Origin of the sequence: Streptomyces sp. NBC_00670 (assembly GCF_036226765.1) — a bacterium.
In the GTDB taxonomy this organism is placed as follows: domain Bacteria; phylum Actinomycetota; class Actinomycetes; order Streptomycetales; family Streptomycetaceae; genus Streptomyces.
In genome coordinates this window covers 4365888-4383879 of the sequence record NZ_CP109017.1, presented here as the reverse complement: position 1 = coordinate 4383879, position 17992 = coordinate 4365888, and the positions used below count along the sequence as shown (strand labels likewise).

The following is a 17992-nucleotide window of genomic DNA, read 5'->3' as shown; positions in this document are numbered from 1 at the left end:
CGTCCCGCTACGCTGCGGGGATGCTGCATCTGCGCCTGATCACCCCGGAGGGGCGGACCGAGGACGTGGTCCGGGTGATCGAGAAGACCGTCGGGACCACGCATGTCGTGGTGCTCCCGGGAGCCGCCCGCAATCCGGCCGGGGACGTCGTGATGTGCGACGTGGCCCGTGAGGCCGGCGACGAACTCATCGGCCGGCTGCGGGAACTGGGGCTCGACGACGCCGGTTCGATCGCCGTGGAGAACATCGACCTGTCGCTGTCCCGGCGGGCCGACAAGGCCGAGGAGGACGCGCCGGGCGAGGGCGCGGACGCGGTGCTGTGGGAGCAGCTGACCGAGGCCACGCACGAGGAGTCGACGCTCTCCGTCACCTACGTCGCCTTCCTCACCCTGGCGACGATGATCGCGGCGTGCGGTGTCGTCCTGGACAACGCCGTCCTGATCGTCGGCGCGATGGCGGTCGGTCCGGAGTTCGGCCCGCTGGCGGGGCTGTCCACGGCGATCGTGCGCCGCGCCCCGCGCCTGGCGCTGCGTTCCCTCGTCGCCCTGATCGCCGGCTTCGCCGCCGCCATGGTGCTCACCGTCGGCTTCAGCCTGCTGATGGACGCCCTCAACCTGTTCAGCGAGGCCGAGTTGGAGGGCGACCGGCCCAACACCGGGTTCGTGTACGCCCCGGACGCCTTCTCCTTCGTCGTCGCCGTCCTGGCCGGCATCGCGGGCACCCTGTCCCTGACCTCGGCCAAGTCCGGCGCCCTGGTGGGCGTCGCCATCTCCGTCACCACGGTCCCCGCCGCCGCGAACGCCGCCGTCGCCCTGAGCTACGGCGACACCCACCAGACGGCGGGTTCGACCTACCAACTGCTCCTGAACCTGGCGGGCATCGTGCTGGCGGGGACTCTGACCCTGCTCATGCAGAAGTGGCTGTGGGCGCGCACGCGCCCCTGAGGGGCGCGGGGTCCCGCGCGCTCACCCGAGCGCGGACTTGACCGCGTCGGCGAGCCGCCCCGCCACCGACCGCGCCTGCTCGATGTCCGCCGCCTCCACCATCACCCGCACGAGCGGCTCCGTCCCGGAGGGACGCAGAAGGACCCGCCCCGTCGTACCGAGCTCCCGCTCCGCGTCCGTCACCGCCGCCGCCAGCTCCGCGGACGTCGTCACCCGGGACTTGTCGACGTCCGGCACGTTCACCAGGACCTGCGGCAGCCGCTCCATGACGGAGGCGAGGTCCTTGAGCGTACGGCCCGTGCCGGCGACCCGGGCGGCGAGCAGCAGCCCGGTGAGCGTGCCGTCGCCGGTCGTCGCGTGGTCGAGGACGATGACGTGACCGGACTGCTCGCCGCCGAGCGCGTACCCCTTGTCCTTCATCTCCTCCAACACGTACCGGTCGCCGACGGCGGTCTGTACCAGCCGCAGCCCCTCGCGCTCCATGGCGAGCGTGAAGCCGAGGTTGGACATCACGGTGGCGACGACCGCGTCCGCGCGCAGTGTGCCCTGCTCGCGCATGGCGAGCGCCAGCACGGCGAGGATCTGGTCGCCGTCGACCTCGGTGCCCTCGTGGTCCACGGCCAGGCAGCGGTCGGCGTCGCCGTCGTGCGCGATGCCGAGGTGGGCGCCGTGCTCGACGACGGCGGCGCGAAGCTTGTCCAGGTGGGTCGAGCCGTAGCCGTCGTTGATGTTGAGGCCGTCGGGCTCGGCGCCGATGGTGACGACGGTGGCCCCGGCCCGGGTGAACGCCTCCGGGGAGACGCGGGAGGCGGCGCCGTGGGCCTCGTCGAGGACGACGGTCAGACCGTCGAGACGGTTGGGGAGGACACCGGTGAGGTGGTCGACGTAGCGGTCGAAGCCCTCGTCGTAGTCGGTGACCCGGCCGACGCCGGCGCCGGTGGGCCGCTGCCAGGGGGCGCCGGTGCGGTGCTCGGCGTACACGGACTCGATGCGGTCCTCCAGCTCGTCGGCGAGCTTGTGCCCGCCGCGGGCGAAGAACTTGATGCCGTTGTCGGGCATGGCGTTGTGGCTGGCGGAGAGCATCACGCCGAGGTCGGCGCCGAGCGCGCCGGTCAGGTACGCCACGGCCGGCGTCGGCAGCACGCCCACGCGGAGCACGTCCACGCCCGCGCTGGCGAGGCCCGCGACGACGGCGGCCTCCAGGAACTCCCCCGAGGCGCGCGGATCGCGCCCGACGACGGCCTTCGGCCGGTGGCCCTCGAACGTGCCCACCTCGGCCAGTACGTGTGCCGCCGCGACGGAGAGGCCGAGCGCCAGCTCCGCCGTCAGATCCGCGTTGGCGACACCGCGCACGCCGTCCGTGCCGAAGAGTCGTCCCACTGTGGTGCCTCCGAATGTGCTCAGAAAGTGCGGCTCGTGCGAGTGCGAGTGAAGTGCGGCTCGTGCGAGTGTCGGGCACGGCCGGGGCCCGCACATCCCCCGGACATGACTTCTGACCGCCGGGCCCGCCCTCAGGTTGTACCGCGCGAACCTGTGCCGGAGGGTTCATACCGGAAACTACCGGAAGTTACTGGAAGCCCATACCCCAAGCCGCATAAACCTGTGGTAAGCCCGCCCCGGGAAACGCACCGCCCCGGCGGCACGGGACGTGCCACCGGGGCGGGTACGGCGGTACTGCGCGGACGCCGCTGCGGCGGTCCGGTGCGCGGTTTAGCGCTTGCTGTACTGCGGGGCCTTGCGGGCCTTCTTCAGACCGGCCTTCTTGCGCTCGACCGCACGGTCGTCGCGGCGCAGGAAGCCGGCCTTCTTCAGCGGGCCGCGGTTGTTGTCCACGTCCGCCTCGTTCAGCGCGCGGGCGACACCGAGACGGAGCGCACCGGCCTGGCCGGAGACACCGCCGCCGGCGATGCGGGCGACGACGTCGTAGCGGCCCTCGAGCTCGAGCACCTTGAAGGGCTCGTTGACTTCCTGCTGGTGCACCTTGTTCGGGAAGTAGTCCTCGAGGGTGCGACCGTTGATCTTCCACTTGCCGGTGCCCGGGATGATCCGGACGCGGGCGATGGCGTTCTTGCGACGGCCCAGGCCGGCGGCCGGCTGGGGCTCGCCGAAGCGGGACGACAGCGACTCGGAGGTGTACTCGCCCTCGACGGGCACCTCGGACTCGCTGGTGTAGCTCTCGATGTCAAGCTCTTCGAGCGGCTGCTCGGCAGTGGTCTCGGCCACGATTCTCCTCAGATTCTCTTCGGTCTTAGGGGGTGGCCGGACTTACTGCGCGACCTGGGTGATCTCGAACGGCTGCGGCTGCTGCGCGCCGTGCGGGTGCTGGTCACCCTTGTAGACCTTCAGCTTCGAGAGCATCTGACGGCCCAGAGTGTTCTTGGGGAGCATGCCCTTGACGGCCTTCTCGATGGCCTTCTCGGGGTTCTTGTCCAGCAGGTCGTCGTAGCGGACGGAGCGCAGACCACCCGGGTAGCCGGAGTGGCGGTACGCCATCTTCTGGGTCCGCTTGTTACCGGACAGGTGCACCTTGTCGGCGTTGATGATGATGACGAAGTCACCGGTGTCGACGTGGGGCGCGTAGATCGGCTTGTGCTTGCCGCGCAGGAGGGAGGCGGCGGTGGAGGCCAGACGGCCCAGGACGACGTCCTGGGCGTCGATGACGTGCCACTGACGCGTCACATCGCCGGGCTTGGGGCTGTACGTACGCACGGTTCGTAGCCTTCGCTTCTTCAGTGAGTGGTCCTGACATGGTCACCGAAGACGATCACGACAGCCCTGACCGCATGGCGGCGACGCAAACCGCGTACATGGGGTCGCTGGTCATCGGTCCGGAGACCGGTGTAAGGGCCCCTCACGTGAGAATGAGCAAGCCAATACACACAACGAACAAGAAGAATAACGGCGGCACCCCGGACGGGTCAAAACGGCCACCCCACCCGGGCCCGGGGAGCCCGCCCCCCGGGGGCTGGCCCGGACCCCGCCCGGCCCGTCTAAGATGCGGCGCATGAGTTATGGGCAGGGGGAGCCCCCGTGGGATCCCTGGAAACCGGGCTCCCAGCAACAACAATGGGGCAATCAGAGCACCAGTGACACACCGGACTGGGCCGCGCTGGCCGACGCCTCCGCGTCGCGCAACAAGCGGCGCCGGCTGCTGCTGATCGTGGGCGGCGCCGTCGCCACGGTCGCCGTCGGCACCGCCGTGGCCATGGCCGTCGTGTCCGCCAACAGCGGGTCCGACAACAAGCCCGCCAACAGCCTGCCCGGCAGCGCCGACATCCCCGGCGGTTCCACCTCCGCCGTGGACCCGTCGTTCGACCCGACCTCCGCCCCGCCGCCGCTGGACCCGATGGACTTCATATCCAGCGCCAAAAAGGACAAGGCCGCGCTCAGCCCGGACACCCTGTTCCCGGGCTCGCAGGTCACCCTGGACTCGCACGTCTACACCAAGCACGCCCGGTCCTCCACGACCGACTGCGCCTCCGCCGTCCGCGGCACGCTCCCCAAGGCGCTGACGGCCAACGGCTGCACCCGCGTCATGCGCGTCACCTACACCGCCAAGGGCGGCGTGGCCGTCACCGTGGGCGTCGCCGTCTTCGACACCGCGGACGACGCGACCAAGGCCCGCGAGGCCACGGACGACAAGAGCATCCTCACCTCGCTGCCCGGCTCCGGCGTCGACGACTTCTGCCGCACCTCGGTCTGCCGCAGCACCCGCAACTCGGTCGGCCGCTACGCCTACTTCACGCTCGGCGGCTTCACCGGCAAGAAGGACGTGACGACCAAGGACACCACGGTCTTCACCGCCGGCGACGACCTCGCCGAGTACACCTTCCGCCAGATCCACCGGCGCGGCGAGACCCAGGCGTCGGCCGCCGCCAACAAGTAGGCCGCACACGCAGGACGCACGCACGCAGGACGCACGGGGACGGGCCGCACGGGGCGGGGCGGAGGCCCGCCGCTCAGCAGCAGCCGGCGCCGGACGCCGTCCCCGGCAGCGTCCGCCGGTTGCGCGCCTCCCTGTTCCGCGCGGCGAGCAACTCGTCGGCCGGGTAGCCGACTTCCTCCAGCGTCAGCCCGTGCGGCCGTACGACGTGCACGGCGGAGTCCCGTACGCCCGCCGCGAGCACCTTGGCCGGCCACTCGGGCCCCCGGTGTCCGTCCCCCACGAACAGCAGCGCGCCGATCAGCGAGCGCACCATGTTGTGGCAGAAGGCGTCGGCGCGCACGGTCGCGGTGACGATCCCGCCGTCACCGCGCGCCAGACTCAGCTCCTGGAGGGTACGGATGGTGGTCGCCCCCTCCCGCTTCTTGCAGTACGCGGCGAAGTCGTGCTCCCCCAGCAGCCCCCGCGCCGCCTCGTTCATGGCGTCGACGTCCAGCGGCCAGTCGTGCCAGAGGACGTGGTGGCGCAGCAGCGGGTCGACGCCGCCGGGGTTGTCGGTGACGCGGTAGGCGTACCGGCGCCAGACCGCCGAGAACCGCGCGTTGAAGCCCGCGGGCGCCTCCCTGAGCGCCCACACGCGCACGTCCCTGGGCAGCCGCCCGGCGAGCCGCTTGAGCAGCTTCTCATGGTGCTCGGCCCACACCTCGCGCGGCAGATCGACATGCGCGACCTGCCCGCGCGCGTGCACGCCGGCGTCGGTCCGCCCGGCGACCGTCAGCTCGTACGTCACCCCGCCGGACCGGGTGACCGTCCGCAGCGCGTCCTCGATCTCCCCCTGCACGGTCCGCCGCCCCCCGGCCTGCTTGGCCCACCCGGAGAACGCGGTCCCGTCGTAGGACAGATCAAGGCGGACGCGCACGAACCCGGCAGCAACTTCGTCACTCACCCAGAGATCCTCTCAGCACACAAAAGTGGGCCCGCTCCTCGAAGGAGCGGGCCCACCCTGAAGGGGCGCGGGGAACTGCGCGACAAGCCACGACGGAGCCGCAGCCGCAATCGCACAGCTCCCCGCAGACGCTTACGCGTCCTTGGCCTCCTCGGCCGGGGCCTCGGTCGCCTCGTCCTTCGTGAGGTCGGCCTTGGCCTCGGAAGCGTCCGCATCCTTCGCGGCACGCTTCGTCGCGGCCTCCGCCTCGCCCGTCGCCTGCTGCGCGACCGTCAGCGCCTCGACCAGCTCGATGACGGCCATGGGCGCGTTGTCGCCACGGCGGTTACCGATCTTGGTGATGCGGGTGTAGCCACCGGGACGGTTCTCGTAGCGCGGGCCGATCTCGGTGAAGAGCGTGTGGACGATGCTCTTGTCCGTGATGACCTGCAGCACCTGGCGGCGGTTGTGAAGGTCGCCCTTCTTCGCCTTGGTCACCAGACGCTCGGCGTACGGCCGCAGCCGGCGCGCCTTGGCCTCGGTGGTGGTGATGCGGCCGTGCTCGAAGAGCGCCTTCGCGAGGTTCGCGAGGAGCAGCTTCTCGTGCGCGGCACTGCCGCCCAGACGGGCACCCTTGGTGGGCTTCGGCATGTTCTTTCTCCTGTGTGTCTGCCCCGGCCGTATCAGGTACCGGGGTCAGGAACCCGATGAGCGGATGCTCACCGGCATCGACCGATCAGTACTGCTCGGTCTCCACGAAACCCGCGTCCGCGTCGTCGTCGGCGCCGAAGGCGTCGGCCGCGGCCGTGGGGTCGAATCCGGGCGGGCTGTCCTTGAGGGCCAGGCCCATGCCGGCCAGCTTCGCCTTGACCTCGTCGATGGACTTCGCACCGAAGTTGCGGATGTCCAGCAGGTCCGCCTCGGACCGCGCCACGAGCTCACCCACGGAGTGGATGCCCTCGCGCTTGAGGCAGTTGTACGAGCGGACGGTGAGCTCGAGCTCCTCGATCGGGAGCGCGAGGTCGGCCGCCAGCGCCGCGTCCGTCGGGGACGGACCCATGTCGATGCCCTCGGCGTCGATGTTCAGCTCGCGGGCGAGACCGAACAGCTCGACCAGGGTCTTGCCCGCCGACGCCATGGCGTCACGCGGCCGCATGGCCTGCTTGGTCTCGACGTCGACGATCAGCTTGTCGAAGTCGGTGCGCTGCTCGACACGCGTGGCCTCGACCTTGTACGTGACCTTGAGGACCGGCGAGTAGATCGAGTCGACCGGGATCCGGCCGATCTCCTGGCCGACCTGCTTGTTCTGCACGGCGGAGACGTAACCGCGGCCGCGCTCGACCGTCAGCTCCATCTCCAGCTTGCCCTTGCCGTTGAGCGTGGCGAGGACGAGGTCGGGGTTGTGCACCTCGACACCGGCCGGGGGCGCGATGTCGGCGGCGGTGACCAGACCCGGGCCCTGCTTGCGCAGGTACATCACGACCGGCTCGTCGTGCTCCGAGGAGACGACCAGCTGCTTGATGTTGAGGATCAGGTCGGTGACGTCCTCCTTGACGCCCGGCACGGTGGTGAACTCGTGCAGGACGCCGTCGATCCGGATGCTGGTGACGGCGGCACCGGGGATCGACGAGAGGAGCGTGCGGCGGAGGGAGTTGCCGAGGGTGTAGCCGAAGCCCGGCTCCAGCGGCTCGATCACGAACCGGGAGCGGAACTCGTCGACGACCTCTTCGGTCAACGAGGGACGCTGAGCGATCAGCATGTGGTGATCCTTCAGTCAGGGGCGCCCGCTATTTGACGCCCGACTAGTACTGCAAGGGTACGGGCGATACGACCCGAAAGAGCCGTACCGCCCGGAAACCCTGGTGAAGCGAGATCAGACGCGACGACGCTTCGGCGGCCGGCAGCCGTTGTGCGGGGTCGGGGTGACGTCCTGGATGGAGCCGACCTCGAGGCCCGTGGCCTGCAGGGAACGGATCGCGGTCTCACGACCGGAGCCCGGGCCCTTGACGAACACGTCGACCTTGCGCATGCCGTGCTCCTGCGCGCGGCGGGCGGCCGACTCGGCGGCCATCTGCGCGGCGAACGGCGTGGACTTCCGGGAGCCCTTGAAGCCGACGTGGCCGGCGGAGGCCCAGGAGATCACGTTGCCGGTCGGGTCGGTGATCGAAACGATGGTGTTGTTGAACGTGCTCTTGATGTGCGCGTGGCCGTGAGCGACGTTCTTCTTTTCCTTGCGGCGCACCTTCTTGGCAGCGCCCTGACGTCCCTTGGGGGGCATGTCTTCTCCTACGGGAGGTGGTCGGTCCTACAGCGAAGACCGCTGGACGGCGAAGTCGCTGAGGACTACTTCTTGCCCGGCTTCTTCTTGCCGGCGATGGCGCGACGCGGGCCCTTGCGGGTACGGGCGTTGGTGCTGGTGCGCTGACCGCGGACCGGCAGACCGCGGCGGTGCCGCAGACCCTGGTACGTGCCGATCTCGACCTTGCGGCGGATGTCGGCCTGGATCTCGCGACGGAGGTCACCCTCGGTCTTGATGTTGTTGTCGACGTACTCGCGGATCGCGACGAGCTGCTCCTCGGAGAGGTCGCGAACGCGGGTGTTCGGGTCGACGCCGGTGGCTGCCAGCGTCTGCTGCGAAAGGGTCCGGCCGATGCCGAACACGTAGGTGAGGGCGATCTCCACGCGCTTTTCGCGCGGGATGTCAACACCGGAAACGCGTGCCATTCAATGGCTCCAGTTGATTGTCGGAGGTCTTCCACAGGACCGGCTCCCAGCCGCCGTACGAGGTACGAACTGGGTCCCCGGCCTCCGAACCGGGGGTGTCGGACCTGAGTGCCAGGTCCGGGCCCTGCGTATGAACAAATTCAGCTCGCGTCGCGCGAAATTCTGCGAATCGCAGAGGGTGCGGTCGTGCGTCAGCCCTGGCGCTGCTTGTGGCGCGGGTTCTCGCAGATGACCATGACCCGGCCGTGACGGCGGATCACCCTGCACTTGTCGCAGATCTTCTTGACGCTCGGCTTGACCTTCATGGGTGTGAGGTTCTCCGGGTCAGTTGCCGGCGGACCCGCGCGGAACGCACGCGGGACGTGGGCAAGATCTACTTGTACCGGTAGACGATCCGGCCACGCGTCAGGTCGTACGGAGACAGCTCCACCACGACCCGGTCGTCAGGGAGGATGCGGATGTAGTGCATACGCATCTTGCCGCTGATGTGTGCCAGGACCTGGTGGCCGTTCTGGAGCTCGACCTTGAACATGGCGTTCGGAAGAGACTCGACGACAGTGCCCTCGATCTCGATGGCACCTTGCTTCTTGGCCACGCTTCGCCCTTCGAATCGACTACCTTGATCGACTCCGGTACGTCCGCATGCGGACATGCGGGTGCACGAGAGCCGACGAGTCAGTCTACGTCAGCGCACCCGGAAAGGCGAAACGAGGAATTCTGCCCTGGCAGGGAGATCATCATGCCGACGGGGGCCATCTCTGAACGTCCCGCTCGCGCCCGGCTGCGGAGCGGCCCGTCGGACGCAGCGGCGCCGGGGGCGCCTCACGGGCTTCGCGGGGCTGCGCCGGCCTCCGACCGGCGGCTCGTGCCGCGGCCGGCGTCAGCCCAGCGGATCCGGGGCCGCCGTGATTCCCAGCTCTGCGAGCTTCGCCCGGCCCCCGTCCGGAGCCGTCAGCACCAGCGGGCCCTCCTCCGTCAGGGCCACCGAGTGCTCCCAGTGCGAGGACCAGGTGCCGTCCGTCGTGATGACCGTCCAGTCGTCCTGGAGAACCTCGGTCTTCGGGGTGCCGAGGGAGACCATCGGCTCGATGGCCAGGCACAGGCCGGGGACCAGCTTGGGGCCCTTGCCGCGCTTGCGGTCGACGTAGTTCAGCAGGTGCGGGTCCATGTGCATCTCGGTGCCGATGCCGTGGCCGCCGTAGTCCTCGATGATCCCGTAGCGGCCGCCGCCGGGCTTCGGCTGGCGGCGGATGTACGTCTCGACGGCGCGCGAGATGTCGACGAGCCGGTTGCCCGGCTTCATGGCCGCGATGCCGGCCCACATCGACTCCTCCGTCACCCGGGACAGCTCGACCAGCTCGGGAGCGTGGCCGGAGCCGACGAACGCGGTGTACGCGGCGTCGCCGTGCCAGCCGTCGACGATGGCGCCGCAGTCGATGGAGATGAGGTCGCCGTCCTTGAGGACGACCTCGTCGGACGGGATGCCGTGCACGACCACGTCGTTCACGGAGGTGCAGATCGTGGCCGGGAAGCCGCCGTAGCCGAGGAAGTTCGGCTTGGCGTCGTGCTCGGCGAGCACCTTGCGGGCGACCTGGTCCAGATCCCTGGTCGTCGCGCCGGGCACGGCCGCCTCACGCGTGGCCGCGTGAATGGCCGCGACGACCAGCCCCGCCTCGCGCATCTTCGCGATCTGCTCGGGGCTCTTGATCTGCACCATGACGACAAGCGCCTTTCTGACCCGGAAAAGAGATACGGACCCTGTCAACAATACGGCGCCAGGCGCCCGGCAGGAGCGCGGGACCGTGCCCCCGTGCCCCTGCAAGGGGCGCGGGGCCGTGTCGATTTGCGGCTCCGCCGCGCGGGCGCGAGAAGCCCCGCCCGCACCCCACACACAACGACCGCGGCCCCCCGCCAGGGGGAGCCGCGGTCGGAAAAGCGAACCGGCACCGCCTACTGCGGCGCCCCCTCGCGCTGGAGCGCCCGCATCGCCCGCCCCGTCACGTCCTCGACCTTGCCCAGCGCCGAGATCGTCACCACGAGCCCCTGCGCCTTGTAGTAGTCGATGATCGGCTCGGTCTGCGTGTGGTAGACCTCCAGCCGCGTCCGCACCGTCTCCTCGGAGTCGTCGTCGCGCTGGTACAGCTCGCCCCCGCACGCGTCGCACACCCCCTCCGCCTTCGGCGGGTTGTACGTCACGTGGAAGACGTGGCTGGAGTCCTTGCGGCAGATCCGCCGCCCGGCGATGCGCTTGACGACCTCGTCCTCCGGGACCTCCAGGTCCAGCACCGCGTCCAGCTTCATGCCCTCGCTGGCAAGCATGTCGTCCAGCGCCTCGGCCTGCGAGACGTTGCGCGGGAAGCCGTCGAGCAGGAAGCCACCGGCCGCGTCGGACTGCTCCATGCGGTCCTTGGCCATGCCGATGGTGACCTCGTCCGGCACCAGGTTGCCCGCGTCCATGTAGGATTTCGCGAGTTTGCCCAGTTCGGTCTGGGAGCTGATGTTGGCGCGGAACAGGTCGCCCGTGGAGATGTGCGGGATCGACAGGTTCTTGGCCAGGAACGCGGCCTGCGTTCCCTTCCCGGCCCCGGGTGGCCCGACGAGGACAATTCGCATCAGCGGAGGAACCCTTCGTAATTGCGCTGCTGGAGCTGACTCTCGATCTGCTTCACGGTCTCGAGACCGACACCCACGATGATCAGGATGCTCGTCCCGCCGAACGGGAAGTTCTGATTCGCGTTGAAGCCCACCAACGCCATTGTTGGCACGAGAGCGATCAGACCCAGATACAGCGAACCCGGCCAGGTGATCCGGTTGAGTACGTAGCTCAGGTACTCGGCGGTCGGCCGGCCAGCCCGGATGCCCGGGATGAAGCCACCATACTTCTTCATGTTGTCGGCGACTTCTTCGGGGTTGAAGGAGATCGCCACGTAGAAGAAGGCGAAGAACACGATCAGCAGGAAGTACAGGGTGATGTAGACCGGGTGGTCGCCCTTCACCATGTTCGCCTGGATCCAGGTCTTCCAGCCGGAGTTGCTGTCGGAGAACTGCGCGATCAGGGCGGGGATGTAGAGCAGCGACGACGCGAAGATGACGGGGATCACACCCGCCTGGTTGACCTTCAGCGGAATGTACGTCGAGGTGCCGCCGTAGGACCGGCGGCCGATCATGCGCTTCGCGTACTGGACGGGAATGCGGCGCTGGGCCTGCTCGACGAAGACCACCAGGCCGACCATGACCAGGCCGATCAGGATGACCGTGCCGAACTCGATCCAGCCGTCGGCCAGCGTGCCCGAGGTCTTGATGGCCCACAGCGCGGACGGGAAGGTGGCGGCGATCGAGATGAACATCAGGATCGACATGCCGTTGCCGATGCCGCGGTCGGTGATCAGCTCGCCGAGCCACATCACCATGCCCGTACCGGCGGTCATGGTGACGACCATCGTGATGGTGGTGAAGATCGACTGGTCGGGCACGATGTCCGTGGCGACCGGGCAGCCGGTGAAGAGCGCGCCGCTGCGGGCGGTGGCCACCAGGCCGGTGCCCTGGAGGATGGCGAGCGCGACCGTCAGATAACGCGTGTACTGCGTGATCTTCGCCGTACCGGCCTGGCCCTCCTTCTTCAGGGCCTCCAGACGCGGGATCACCACGGTCAGCAGCTGGAGAATGATGCTCGCCGTGATGTACGGCATGATGCCCAGCGCGAAGACCGTGATCTGCAGCAGCGCACCGCCACTGAACATGTTCACCAGGCCGAACAGGCCCTGGTTGCCCTTGGCGACGTCGATACAGGTCTGGACGCTCTTGTAGTCGACGCCGGGGATCGGAATGTGCGTACCGGCGCGGTACACCACGATGATCCCGAGCGTGAAGAGCAGCTTCTTGCGCAGGTCGGGCGTCCTGAACGCCCGGGCGAAGCCGGTGAGCACGGTGCCTCCTGCGACCCCCGCGCACGTGCGTCAGAGGTGACGATTGGTGAGGTTCGACGAATACGTAACGGCTGCCGGCCTCTCCTGGTGCCCCGAGTGGAGCATCTGGTGAAACTTGACAGCGCAGGCCACCTTACCGGCGACACTGCCCCCCTTGGAACGACCAACCGGGGATACCCCAAATGTGGGGTATCCCCGGTCGGATTCGTTCACGTCATCGGCGTGCCTGACGGAGTCAGACGAGCTCGGTGACCGTACCGCCGGCGGCGGTGATCTTCTCCTTGGCGGAGCCGGAGACGGCGTCGACCGTCACCTGCAGCGCCACGGAGACCTCGCCCTGGCCGAGGACCTTGACGAGGCTGTTCTTGCGAACGGCACCCTTGGCCACCAGGCCCTCGACGGTGACCTCGCCACCCTCGGGGTAGAGCGCGGCCAGCTTGTCGAGGTTCACGACCTGGTACTCGGTCTTGAACGGGTTCTTGAAGCCCTTCAGCTTCGGGAGGCGCATGTGGAGGGGCATCTGCCCGCCCTCGAAGCGCTCCGGAACCTGGTAACGGGCCTTCGTGCCCTTGGTACCACGACCGGCCGTCTTGCCCTTCGACGCCTCACCACGACCGACACGGGTCTTGGCGGTCTTGGCGCCCGGGGCCGGACGGAGGTTGTGGATCTTGAGCGGGTTGTTCTCCGCCATGATCAGTCGACCTCCTCGACCGACACGAGGTGGCGGACGGTGTGCACCATGCCGCGGAACTCGGGGCGGTCCTCCTTGACGACCTGCGTGTTGATCCCCTTGAGACCAAGGGAACGCAGGGTGTCACGGTGGTTCTGCTTGCTGCCGATGTAGGACTTGACCTGCGTGATCCTGAGCTGCGCCATGATTACGCACCTGCCCCGGCACGCGCACGCAGCAGGGCCGCGGGGGCGACGTCCTCGAGCGGCAGACCGCGGCGGGCCGCGACCTCCTCGGGACGCTGCAGGCCCTTGAGGGCCTCCACGGTCGCGTGCACGATGTTGATCTGGTTGTCGGAGCCGAGCGACTTCGACAGGATGTCGTGGATGCCGGCGCACTCGAGCACGGCGCGCACCGGGCCACCGGCGATAACACCGGTACCGGGGGACGCGGGCTTGAGCAGCACGACGCCGGCCGCCTTCTCACCCTGGATCGGGTGCGGGATGGTGCCCTGGATGCGGGGGACCTTGAAGAAGTGCTTCTTGGCCTCCTCAACGCCCTTGGCGATGGCGGCCGGCACCTCCTTGGCCTTGCCGTATCCGACACCCACGGTGCCGTCACCGTCGCCCACCACGACCAGCGCGGTGAAGCTGAAGCGACGACCACCCTTCACAACCTTGGCGACACGGTTGATCGCGACGACGCGCTCGACGTACGCGGTCTTCTCGGCGGCGGATGCTCCGCCGTCACGGCCCTTCCGGTCCCGCCGCTCGCCGCCACCGGCACCGCCACCGCGGCGCTGGGGTCCAGCCATTGGATTACCTCTCTCTTTCCGCTAGCTACAAGCGGCTCAGAACTTGAGCCCGGCTTCGCGGGCGGCGTCCGCCAGGGCGGCGATGCGCCCGGCGTACTGGTTGCCACCACGGTCGAACACGACGGCCTCGACACCGGCGGCCTTGGCACGCTCGGCGACCAGGGCGCCGACCTGCTTGGCCTGCGCGGACTTGTCGCCCTCGCCGCCGCGGATCGACGTGTCCAGGGTGGACGCCGACGCCAGGGTGTGCCCCTTGAGGTCGTCGATCACCTGCGCCACGATGTGACGGTTGGAGCGGGTCACGACCAGGCGGGGGCGCTCGGCCGTACCGGAGACCTTCTTGCGGATCCGGATGTGCCGCCGCTTGATGGCGGTGCGCTTGTAGGCGTCGCCCTTGGCGATCTTCTGCCCGTATGCCATGGCTTACTTACCCGCCTTTCCGACCTTGCGGCGGATGACTTCACCCTCGTACCTGACACCCTTGGCCTTGTACGGGTCGGGCTTGCGCAGCTTGCGGATGTTCGCCGCGACTTCGCCCACCTTCTGCTTGTCGATGCCCTCGACCGAGAAGTGCGTCGGGTTCTCGACCTTGAAGGTGATGCCCTCGGGCGCCTCGACGGTGATCGAGTGGCTGTAGCCGAGCGCGAACTCGAGGTTCGAGCCCTTGGCCGTCACGCGGTAACCGACACCGCTGATCTCGAGCTTCTTCACGTAACCCTGGGTCACGCCGGTGATCATGTTCGCCACCAGCGTGCGGGACAGGCCGTGCAGGGCCTTGTTCTGACGCTCGTCGTTCGGGCGGGTGACGCTGAGCACGCCGTCCTCGCCCTTAGCGATCTCGATCGGCGCCGCGATGGTGTGGGACAGGGTGCCCTTGGGACCCTTCACCTGCACCTGACGGCCGTCGATGGTGACGTCCACGCCGGCGGGAACCGCGATGGGGAGCTTGCCGATGCGCGACATAGCTGTTTCCTCCGTTCCCTTCCGCTACCAGACGTAGGCGAGGACTTCCCCACCCACGCCCTTCTTGCCGGCCTGCTTGTCGGTGAGGAGCCCGTGCGACGTGGAGATGATCGCCACGCCGAGGCCGCCCAGCACCTTCGGCAGGTTGGTGGACTTCGCGTACACCCGGAGCCCGGGCTTGGAGATCCGCTTGATGCCCGCGATGGAGCGCTCACGGTTGGGGCCGAACTTCAGCTCCAGGACGAGGTTCTTGCCGACCTCGGCGTCCTCGACCTTCCAGCCCGTGATGAAGCCCTCCTGCTGGAGGATCTCCGCGATGTGAGACTTGATCTTCGATGCCGGCATCGCCACGGAGTCGTGGTACGCCGAGTTCGCGTTGCGCAGACGCGTGAGCATGTCTGCGATCGGATCAGTCATGGTCATGAATTGGCCTTCGGCCTCTCTCGCCGGGGTTTCCTGGTGCGCCATCCCTCTCCCCGATCCGAGACGGGACGGGTGCGGCGCGGTGGACCTACGGCGTAGTAAGCATTCATTGGCGGGCGAGCCCGCGTATGTACAGGGCACGGCAGGCGCCCAACCCCGCAAGCCTACGGCATGCGGAGCGGGCCTCCTGCCGGACCCGGTTGCCTACCGAGAGCCCTGGTGCACCCCAAGTGGGGGTTTACCAGGAGCTCTTGGTCACGCCCGGCAGCTCGCCGCGGTGAGCCATCTCACGGAGGCACACACGGCACAGGCCGAACTTGCGGTAGACGGAGTGCGGACGCCCACAGCGCTGGCAGCGGGTGTAGGCGCGCACGCCGAACTTGGGCTTGCGGGCAGCCTTCGCGATCAGAGCCTTCTTCGCCATCTCGCTCACGCCTCCTTGAAGGGGAAGCCGAGGTGACGGAGGAGCGCGCGGCCCTCTGCGTCGTTGGTCGCCGTGGTCACCACGGTGATGTCCATACCCCGGACGCGGTCGATCTTGTCCTGGTCGATCTCGTGGAACATGACCTGCTCCGTGAGACCGAAGGTGTAGTTGCCACGGCCGTCGAACTGCTTGGGGGACAGACCGCGGAAGTCGCGGATGCGCGGGAGCGCGAGCGACAGGGTGCGGTCCAGGAACTCCCACATGCGGTCGCCACGGAGCGTGACGTGGGCACCGATCGGCTGGCCCTCGCGCAGCTTGAACTGCGCGATGGACTTGCGGGCCTTGGTGACGGCCGGCTTCTGCCCGGTGATGATGGTCAGGTCACGGACGGCACCGTCCATGAGCTTGGAGTCACGGGCGGCGTCGCCGACACCCATGTTGACCACGATCTTGACGAGGCCGGGAACCTGCATGACGTTCTCGTACTTGAACTCGTCACGCAGCTTGCCCGCGATCTCCTCGCGGTACTTCGTCTTGAGACGCGGAGTGGTGGTGGTAGCCATCAGATGTCCTCACCCGTCCGCTTGGCAACGCGGATCTTGTTGCCGTCCTCGTCGAAGCGGTAACCGACGCGCGTGACGACCTTGTTGCCGTCCTTCTCCACGACCAGCTGGACGTTGGAGACGTGGACGGGGGCCTCGGTGGTCACGATGCCGCCGGCCTGCGAGCCGCTGGCGGTCGGGCCGGCCTTGGTGTGCTTCTTGACCCGGTTGACACCCTCGACCAGGACGCGGTCCTCGCGGGGGTAGGCCGCGATGACCTTGCCCTGCTTGCCCTTGTCCTTACCGGTGATGACCTGGACCAGGTCGCCCTTCTTGATCTTCATGCTCACAGCACCTCCGGCGCGAGGGAGATGATCTTCATGAACTTCTTCTCGCGCAGCTCACGGCCGACGGGGCCGAAGATACGGGTGCCGCGGGGGTCGCCGTCGTTCTTGAGAATGACGGCGGCGTTCTCGTCGAAGCGGATGTACGAGCCGTCGGGACGGCGGCGCTCCTTGACGGTGCGAACGATGACCGCCTTGACGACGTCACCCTTCTTCACGTTGCCACCGGGGATCGCGTCCTTGACGGTGGCGACGATGACGTCACCGATACCCGCGTAGCGGCGACCGGAGCCACCGAGCACACGGATGGTGAGAATTTCCTTCGCACCCGTGTTGTCGGCGACACGCAGTCGCGACTCCTGCTGGATCACGTCTATCTCCTGTTTGTCTGCCGGTTCCCCGGGAGCCGATCACCTCGGTGAGCGGCTCCCGGAGCCTGGCGGAACTGTCCTGTGGGGAATGCCCCGCAGGAGATCTTTACTTGGCCTTCTCGAGGATCTCGACGACGCGCCACCGCTTCGTGGCGGACAGCGGCCGGGTCTCCATGAGGAGGACGCGGTCGCCGACACCCGCGGCGTTCTGCTCGTCGTGCGCCTTGAGCTTGTTGGTACGGCGGATGACCTTGCCGTACAGCGCGTGCTTGACGCGGTCCTCGACGGCGACGACGACGGTCTTGTCCATCTTGTCGCTGACGACGAGACCCTCACGGGTCTTGCGGAAGCCGCGGGCCTCTGCAGTCTGCTCAGTCACGTTGCTCTCACTCATCAGGCGCTCTCCACCGTCTCGATGCCCAGCTCGCGCTCACGCATCAGGGTGTAGATCCGCGCGATGTCCTTGCGGACGGCCTTCAGCCGACCGTGGTTCTCGAGCTGACCGGTCGCCGCCTGGAAGCGGAGGTTGAACAGCTCTTCCTTGGCCTCGCGGAGCTTCGCCAGAAGCTCCTCGTTGCCCAGCTCGCGCAGCTCGGACGCCTTGGTACCGGCCGACATCACGCTTCACCTGCCTCGCGCTTGACGATCCGGCACTTCATCGGCAGCTTGTGGGCCGCACGAGTCAGCGCCTCACGGGCGATCTTCTCGTTGGGGTAGGACAGCTCGAACATGACCCGGCCCGGGTGCACGTTCGCGATCCACCACTCCGGAGAACCCTTACCGGAACCCATGCGGGTCTCGGCGGGCTTCTTCGTGAGCGGGCGGTCCGGGTAGATGTTGATCCAGACCTTGCCACCACGCTTGATGTGGCGGGTCATCGCGATACGGGCCGCCTCGATCTGGCGGTTGGTCACGTACGCCGGCGTGAGGGCCTGGATGCCGTACTCGCCGAACGAGACCGTCGTACCGCCCTTGGCCTGACCACGGCGCTTCGGGTGGTGCTGCTTGCGGTGCTTGACCCTACGGGGGATCAGCATGT

At 68.3% G+C, this 17992-nt stretch carries 28 protein-coding genes; 2 read left to right on the top strand and 26 right to left on the bottom strand.

Features of this window, described 5'->3' with window-relative positions; genetic code table 11:
- The first annotated feature begins 20 nt into the window (after positions 1 to 20).
- Positions 21 to 944, top strand: coding sequence for a DUF389 domain-containing protein (locus OIE12_RS19545; RefSeq protein ID WP_329137047.1), 924 nt, complete (start codon positions 21 to 23; stop codon positions 942 to 944).
- A gap of 21 nt (positions 945 to 965) precedes the next feature.
- Here OIE12_RS19545 and glmM read toward each other — a convergent pair whose 3' ends face one another.
- From glmM to rplM, 3 genes are all read right to left on the bottom strand, one after another.
- Entirely contained in the window at positions 966 to 2324 is a 1359-nt protein-coding gene (glmM, locus tag OIE12_RS19540; protein ID WP_329137045.1) for a phosphoglucosamine mutase, read from the bottom strand.
- Between the two features lie 330 nt (positions 2325 to 2654).
- On the bottom strand, positions 2655 to 3167 hold the full coding sequence (rpsI, locus tag OIE12_RS19535) for a 30S ribosomal protein S9 (RefSeq protein WP_030380843.1): 513 nt from the start codon (positions 3165 to 3167) through the stop codon (positions 2655 to 2657).
- 42 nt (positions 3168 to 3209) lie between these two features.
- Positions 3210 to 3653 (bottom strand): 50S ribosomal protein L13, encoded by a 444-nt coding sequence (rplM, locus tag OIE12_RS19530; RefSeq protein ID WP_329137042.1) that lies wholly within the window; start codon positions 3651 to 3653, stop codon positions 3210 to 3212.
- A gap of 295 nt (positions 3654 to 3948) precedes the next feature.
- On the opposite strand from rplM, the gene OIE12_RS19525 reads away from it, so the two are divergent.
- A complete protein-coding gene (locus OIE12_RS19525; protein WP_329137040.1) occupies positions 3949 to 4830 on the top strand; it encodes a hypothetical protein in 882 nt (293 codons plus the stop codon).
- A gap of 73 nt (positions 4831 to 4903) precedes the next feature.
- Here OIE12_RS19525 and truA read toward each other — a convergent pair whose 3' ends face one another.
- The 23 genes from truA to rplP all read right to left on the bottom strand — a co-directional run bounded on the left by truA (position 4904) and on the right by rplP (position 17990).
- Positions 4904 to 5773: a tRNA pseudouridine(38-40) synthase TruA gene (gene truA / locus OIE12_RS19520; protein WP_329137037.1), complete on the bottom strand. Its 870-nt coding sequence runs from the start codon at positions 5771 to 5773 to the stop codon at positions 4904 to 4906.
- A 132-nt stretch (positions 5774 to 5905) separates the two neighbouring features.
- On the bottom strand, positions 5906 to 6403 hold the full coding sequence (gene rplQ / locus OIE12_RS19515; RefSeq protein WP_329137036.1) for a 50S ribosomal protein L17: 498 nt from the start codon (positions 6401 to 6403) through the stop codon (positions 5906 to 5908).
- Positions 6404 to 6488: 85 nt separating this feature from the next.
- Positions 6489 to 7511 carry a DNA-directed RNA polymerase subunit alpha gene (locus OIE12_RS19510; protein WP_003966937.1) on the bottom strand — a complete coding sequence of 341 codons (1023 nt, stop codon included), beginning with the start codon at positions 7509 to 7511 and terminating at the stop codon, positions 6489 to 6491.
- 114 nt (positions 7512 to 7625) lie between these two features.
- A complete protein-coding gene (gene rpsK / locus OIE12_RS19505) occupies positions 7626 to 8030 on the bottom strand; it encodes a 30S ribosomal protein S11 (protein WP_003948617.1) in 405 nt (134 codons plus the stop codon).
- Between the two features lie 65 nt (positions 8031 to 8095).
- Complete coding sequence (gene rpsM / locus OIE12_RS19500) at positions 8096 to 8476, bottom strand: 30S ribosomal protein S13 (RefSeq protein ID WP_004984507.1); 381 nt, start codon at positions 8474 to 8476, stop codon at positions 8096 to 8098.
- Positions 8477 to 8667: 191 nt separating this feature from the next.
- The gene (gene rpmJ / locus OIE12_RS19495; protein ID WP_003998809.1) at positions 8668 to 8781 is read right to left on the bottom strand and encodes a 50S ribosomal protein L36; all 114 of its coding nucleotides are present in this window, start codon (positions 8779 to 8781) and stop codon (positions 8668 to 8670) included.
- A gap of 68 nt (positions 8782 to 8849) precedes the next feature.
- Complete coding sequence (gene infA / locus OIE12_RS19490; protein ID WP_003948620.1) at positions 8850 to 9071, bottom strand: translation initiation factor IF-1; 222 nt, start codon at positions 9069 to 9071, stop codon at positions 8850 to 8852.
- A gap of 285 nt (positions 9072 to 9356) precedes the next feature.
- Complete coding sequence (map, locus tag OIE12_RS19485; protein WP_329137032.1) at positions 9357 to 10193, bottom strand: type I methionyl aminopeptidase; 837 nt, start codon at positions 10191 to 10193, stop codon at positions 9357 to 9359.
- A gap of 233 nt (positions 10194 to 10426) precedes the next feature.
- A complete protein-coding gene (locus tag OIE12_RS19480) occupies positions 10427 to 11089 on the bottom strand; it encodes an adenylate kinase (protein ID WP_329137029.1) in 663 nt (220 codons plus the stop codon).
- Positions 11089 to 12402 carry a preprotein translocase subunit SecY gene (gene secY, locus OIE12_RS19475; RefSeq protein WP_329137028.1) on the bottom strand — a complete coding sequence of 438 codons (1314 nt, stop codon included), beginning with the start codon at positions 12400 to 12402 and terminating at the stop codon, positions 11089 to 11091. The genes OIE12_RS19480 and secY overlap by 1 nt, the downstream gene beginning before the upstream one ends.
- 235 nt (positions 12403 to 12637) lie before the next feature.
- On the bottom strand, positions 12638 to 13093 hold the full coding sequence (rplO, locus tag OIE12_RS19470; RefSeq protein WP_006140897.1) for a 50S ribosomal protein L15: 456 nt from the start codon (positions 13091 to 13093) through the stop codon (positions 12638 to 12640).
- A gap of 2 nt (positions 13094 to 13095) precedes the next feature.
- Entirely contained in the window at positions 13096 to 13278 is a 183-nt protein-coding gene (rpmD, locus tag OIE12_RS19465) for a 50S ribosomal protein L30 (RefSeq protein WP_329137026.1), read from the bottom strand.
- A 2-nt stretch (positions 13279 to 13280) separates the two neighbouring features.
- The gene (rpsE, locus tag OIE12_RS19460; RefSeq protein WP_006140899.1) at positions 13281 to 13886 is read right to left on the bottom strand and encodes a 30S ribosomal protein S5; all 606 of its coding nucleotides are present in this window, start codon (positions 13884 to 13886) and stop codon (positions 13281 to 13283) included.
- A 36-nt stretch (positions 13887 to 13922) separates the two neighbouring features.
- Positions 13923 to 14306: a 50S ribosomal protein L18 gene (gene rplR, locus OIE12_RS19455; RefSeq protein WP_030380851.1), complete on the bottom strand. Its 384-nt coding sequence runs from the start codon at positions 14304 to 14306 to the stop codon at positions 13923 to 13925.
- Positions 14307 to 14309: 3 nt separating this feature from the next.
- The gene (gene rplF / locus OIE12_RS19450) at positions 14310 to 14849 is read right to left on the bottom strand and encodes a 50S ribosomal protein L6 (protein ID WP_329137023.1); all 540 of its coding nucleotides are present in this window, start codon (positions 14847 to 14849) and stop codon (positions 14310 to 14312) included.
- A gap of 24 nt (positions 14850 to 14873) precedes the next feature.
- Positions 14874 to 15272 (bottom strand): 30S ribosomal protein S8, encoded by a 399-nt coding sequence (gene rpsH, locus OIE12_RS19445; protein WP_030380853.1) that lies wholly within the window; start codon positions 15270 to 15272, stop codon positions 14874 to 14876.
- A 238-nt stretch (positions 15273 to 15510) separates the two neighbouring features.
- Positions 15511 to 15696, bottom strand: coding sequence for a type Z 30S ribosomal protein S14 (locus OIE12_RS19440; RefSeq protein WP_003956452.1), 186 nt, complete (start codon positions 15694 to 15696; stop codon positions 15511 to 15513).
- A gap of 5 nt (positions 15697 to 15701) precedes the next feature.
- Positions 15702 to 16259 carry a 50S ribosomal protein L5 gene (gene rplE, locus OIE12_RS19435; RefSeq protein ID WP_329137021.1) on the bottom strand — a complete coding sequence of 186 codons (558 nt, stop codon included), beginning with the start codon at positions 16257 to 16259 and terminating at the stop codon, positions 15702 to 15704.
- Positions 16259 to 16582 (bottom strand): 50S ribosomal protein L24, encoded by a 324-nt coding sequence (rplX, locus tag OIE12_RS19430; protein WP_030380855.1) that lies wholly within the window; start codon positions 16580 to 16582, stop codon positions 16259 to 16261. Before rplX ends, rplE begins: the two co-directional genes overlap by 1 nt.
- Positions 16583 to 16584: 2 nt before the next feature.
- Positions 16585 to 16953, bottom strand: coding sequence for a 50S ribosomal protein L14 (rplN, locus tag OIE12_RS19425; RefSeq protein WP_003974257.1), 369 nt, complete (start codon positions 16951 to 16953; stop codon positions 16585 to 16587).
- A 106-nt stretch (positions 16954 to 17059) separates the two neighbouring features.
- Positions 17060 to 17347 (bottom strand): 30S ribosomal protein S17, encoded by a 288-nt coding sequence (gene rpsQ / locus OIE12_RS19420; protein ID WP_003992363.1) that lies wholly within the window; start codon positions 17345 to 17347, stop codon positions 17060 to 17062.
- On the bottom strand, positions 17347 to 17571 hold the full coding sequence (gene rpmC, locus OIE12_RS19415; RefSeq protein ID WP_003974259.1) for a 50S ribosomal protein L29: 225 nt from the start codon (positions 17569 to 17571) through the stop codon (positions 17347 to 17349). The genes rpsQ and rpmC overlap by 1 nt, the downstream gene beginning before the upstream one ends.
- Positions 17571 to 17990 (bottom strand): 50S ribosomal protein L16, encoded by a 420-nt coding sequence (gene rplP / locus OIE12_RS19410; RefSeq protein ID WP_006140905.1) that lies wholly within the window; start codon positions 17988 to 17990, stop codon positions 17571 to 17573. Before rplP ends, rpmC begins: the two co-directional genes overlap by 1 nt.
- Between the last annotated feature and the right edge of the window lie 2 nt (positions 17991 to 17992).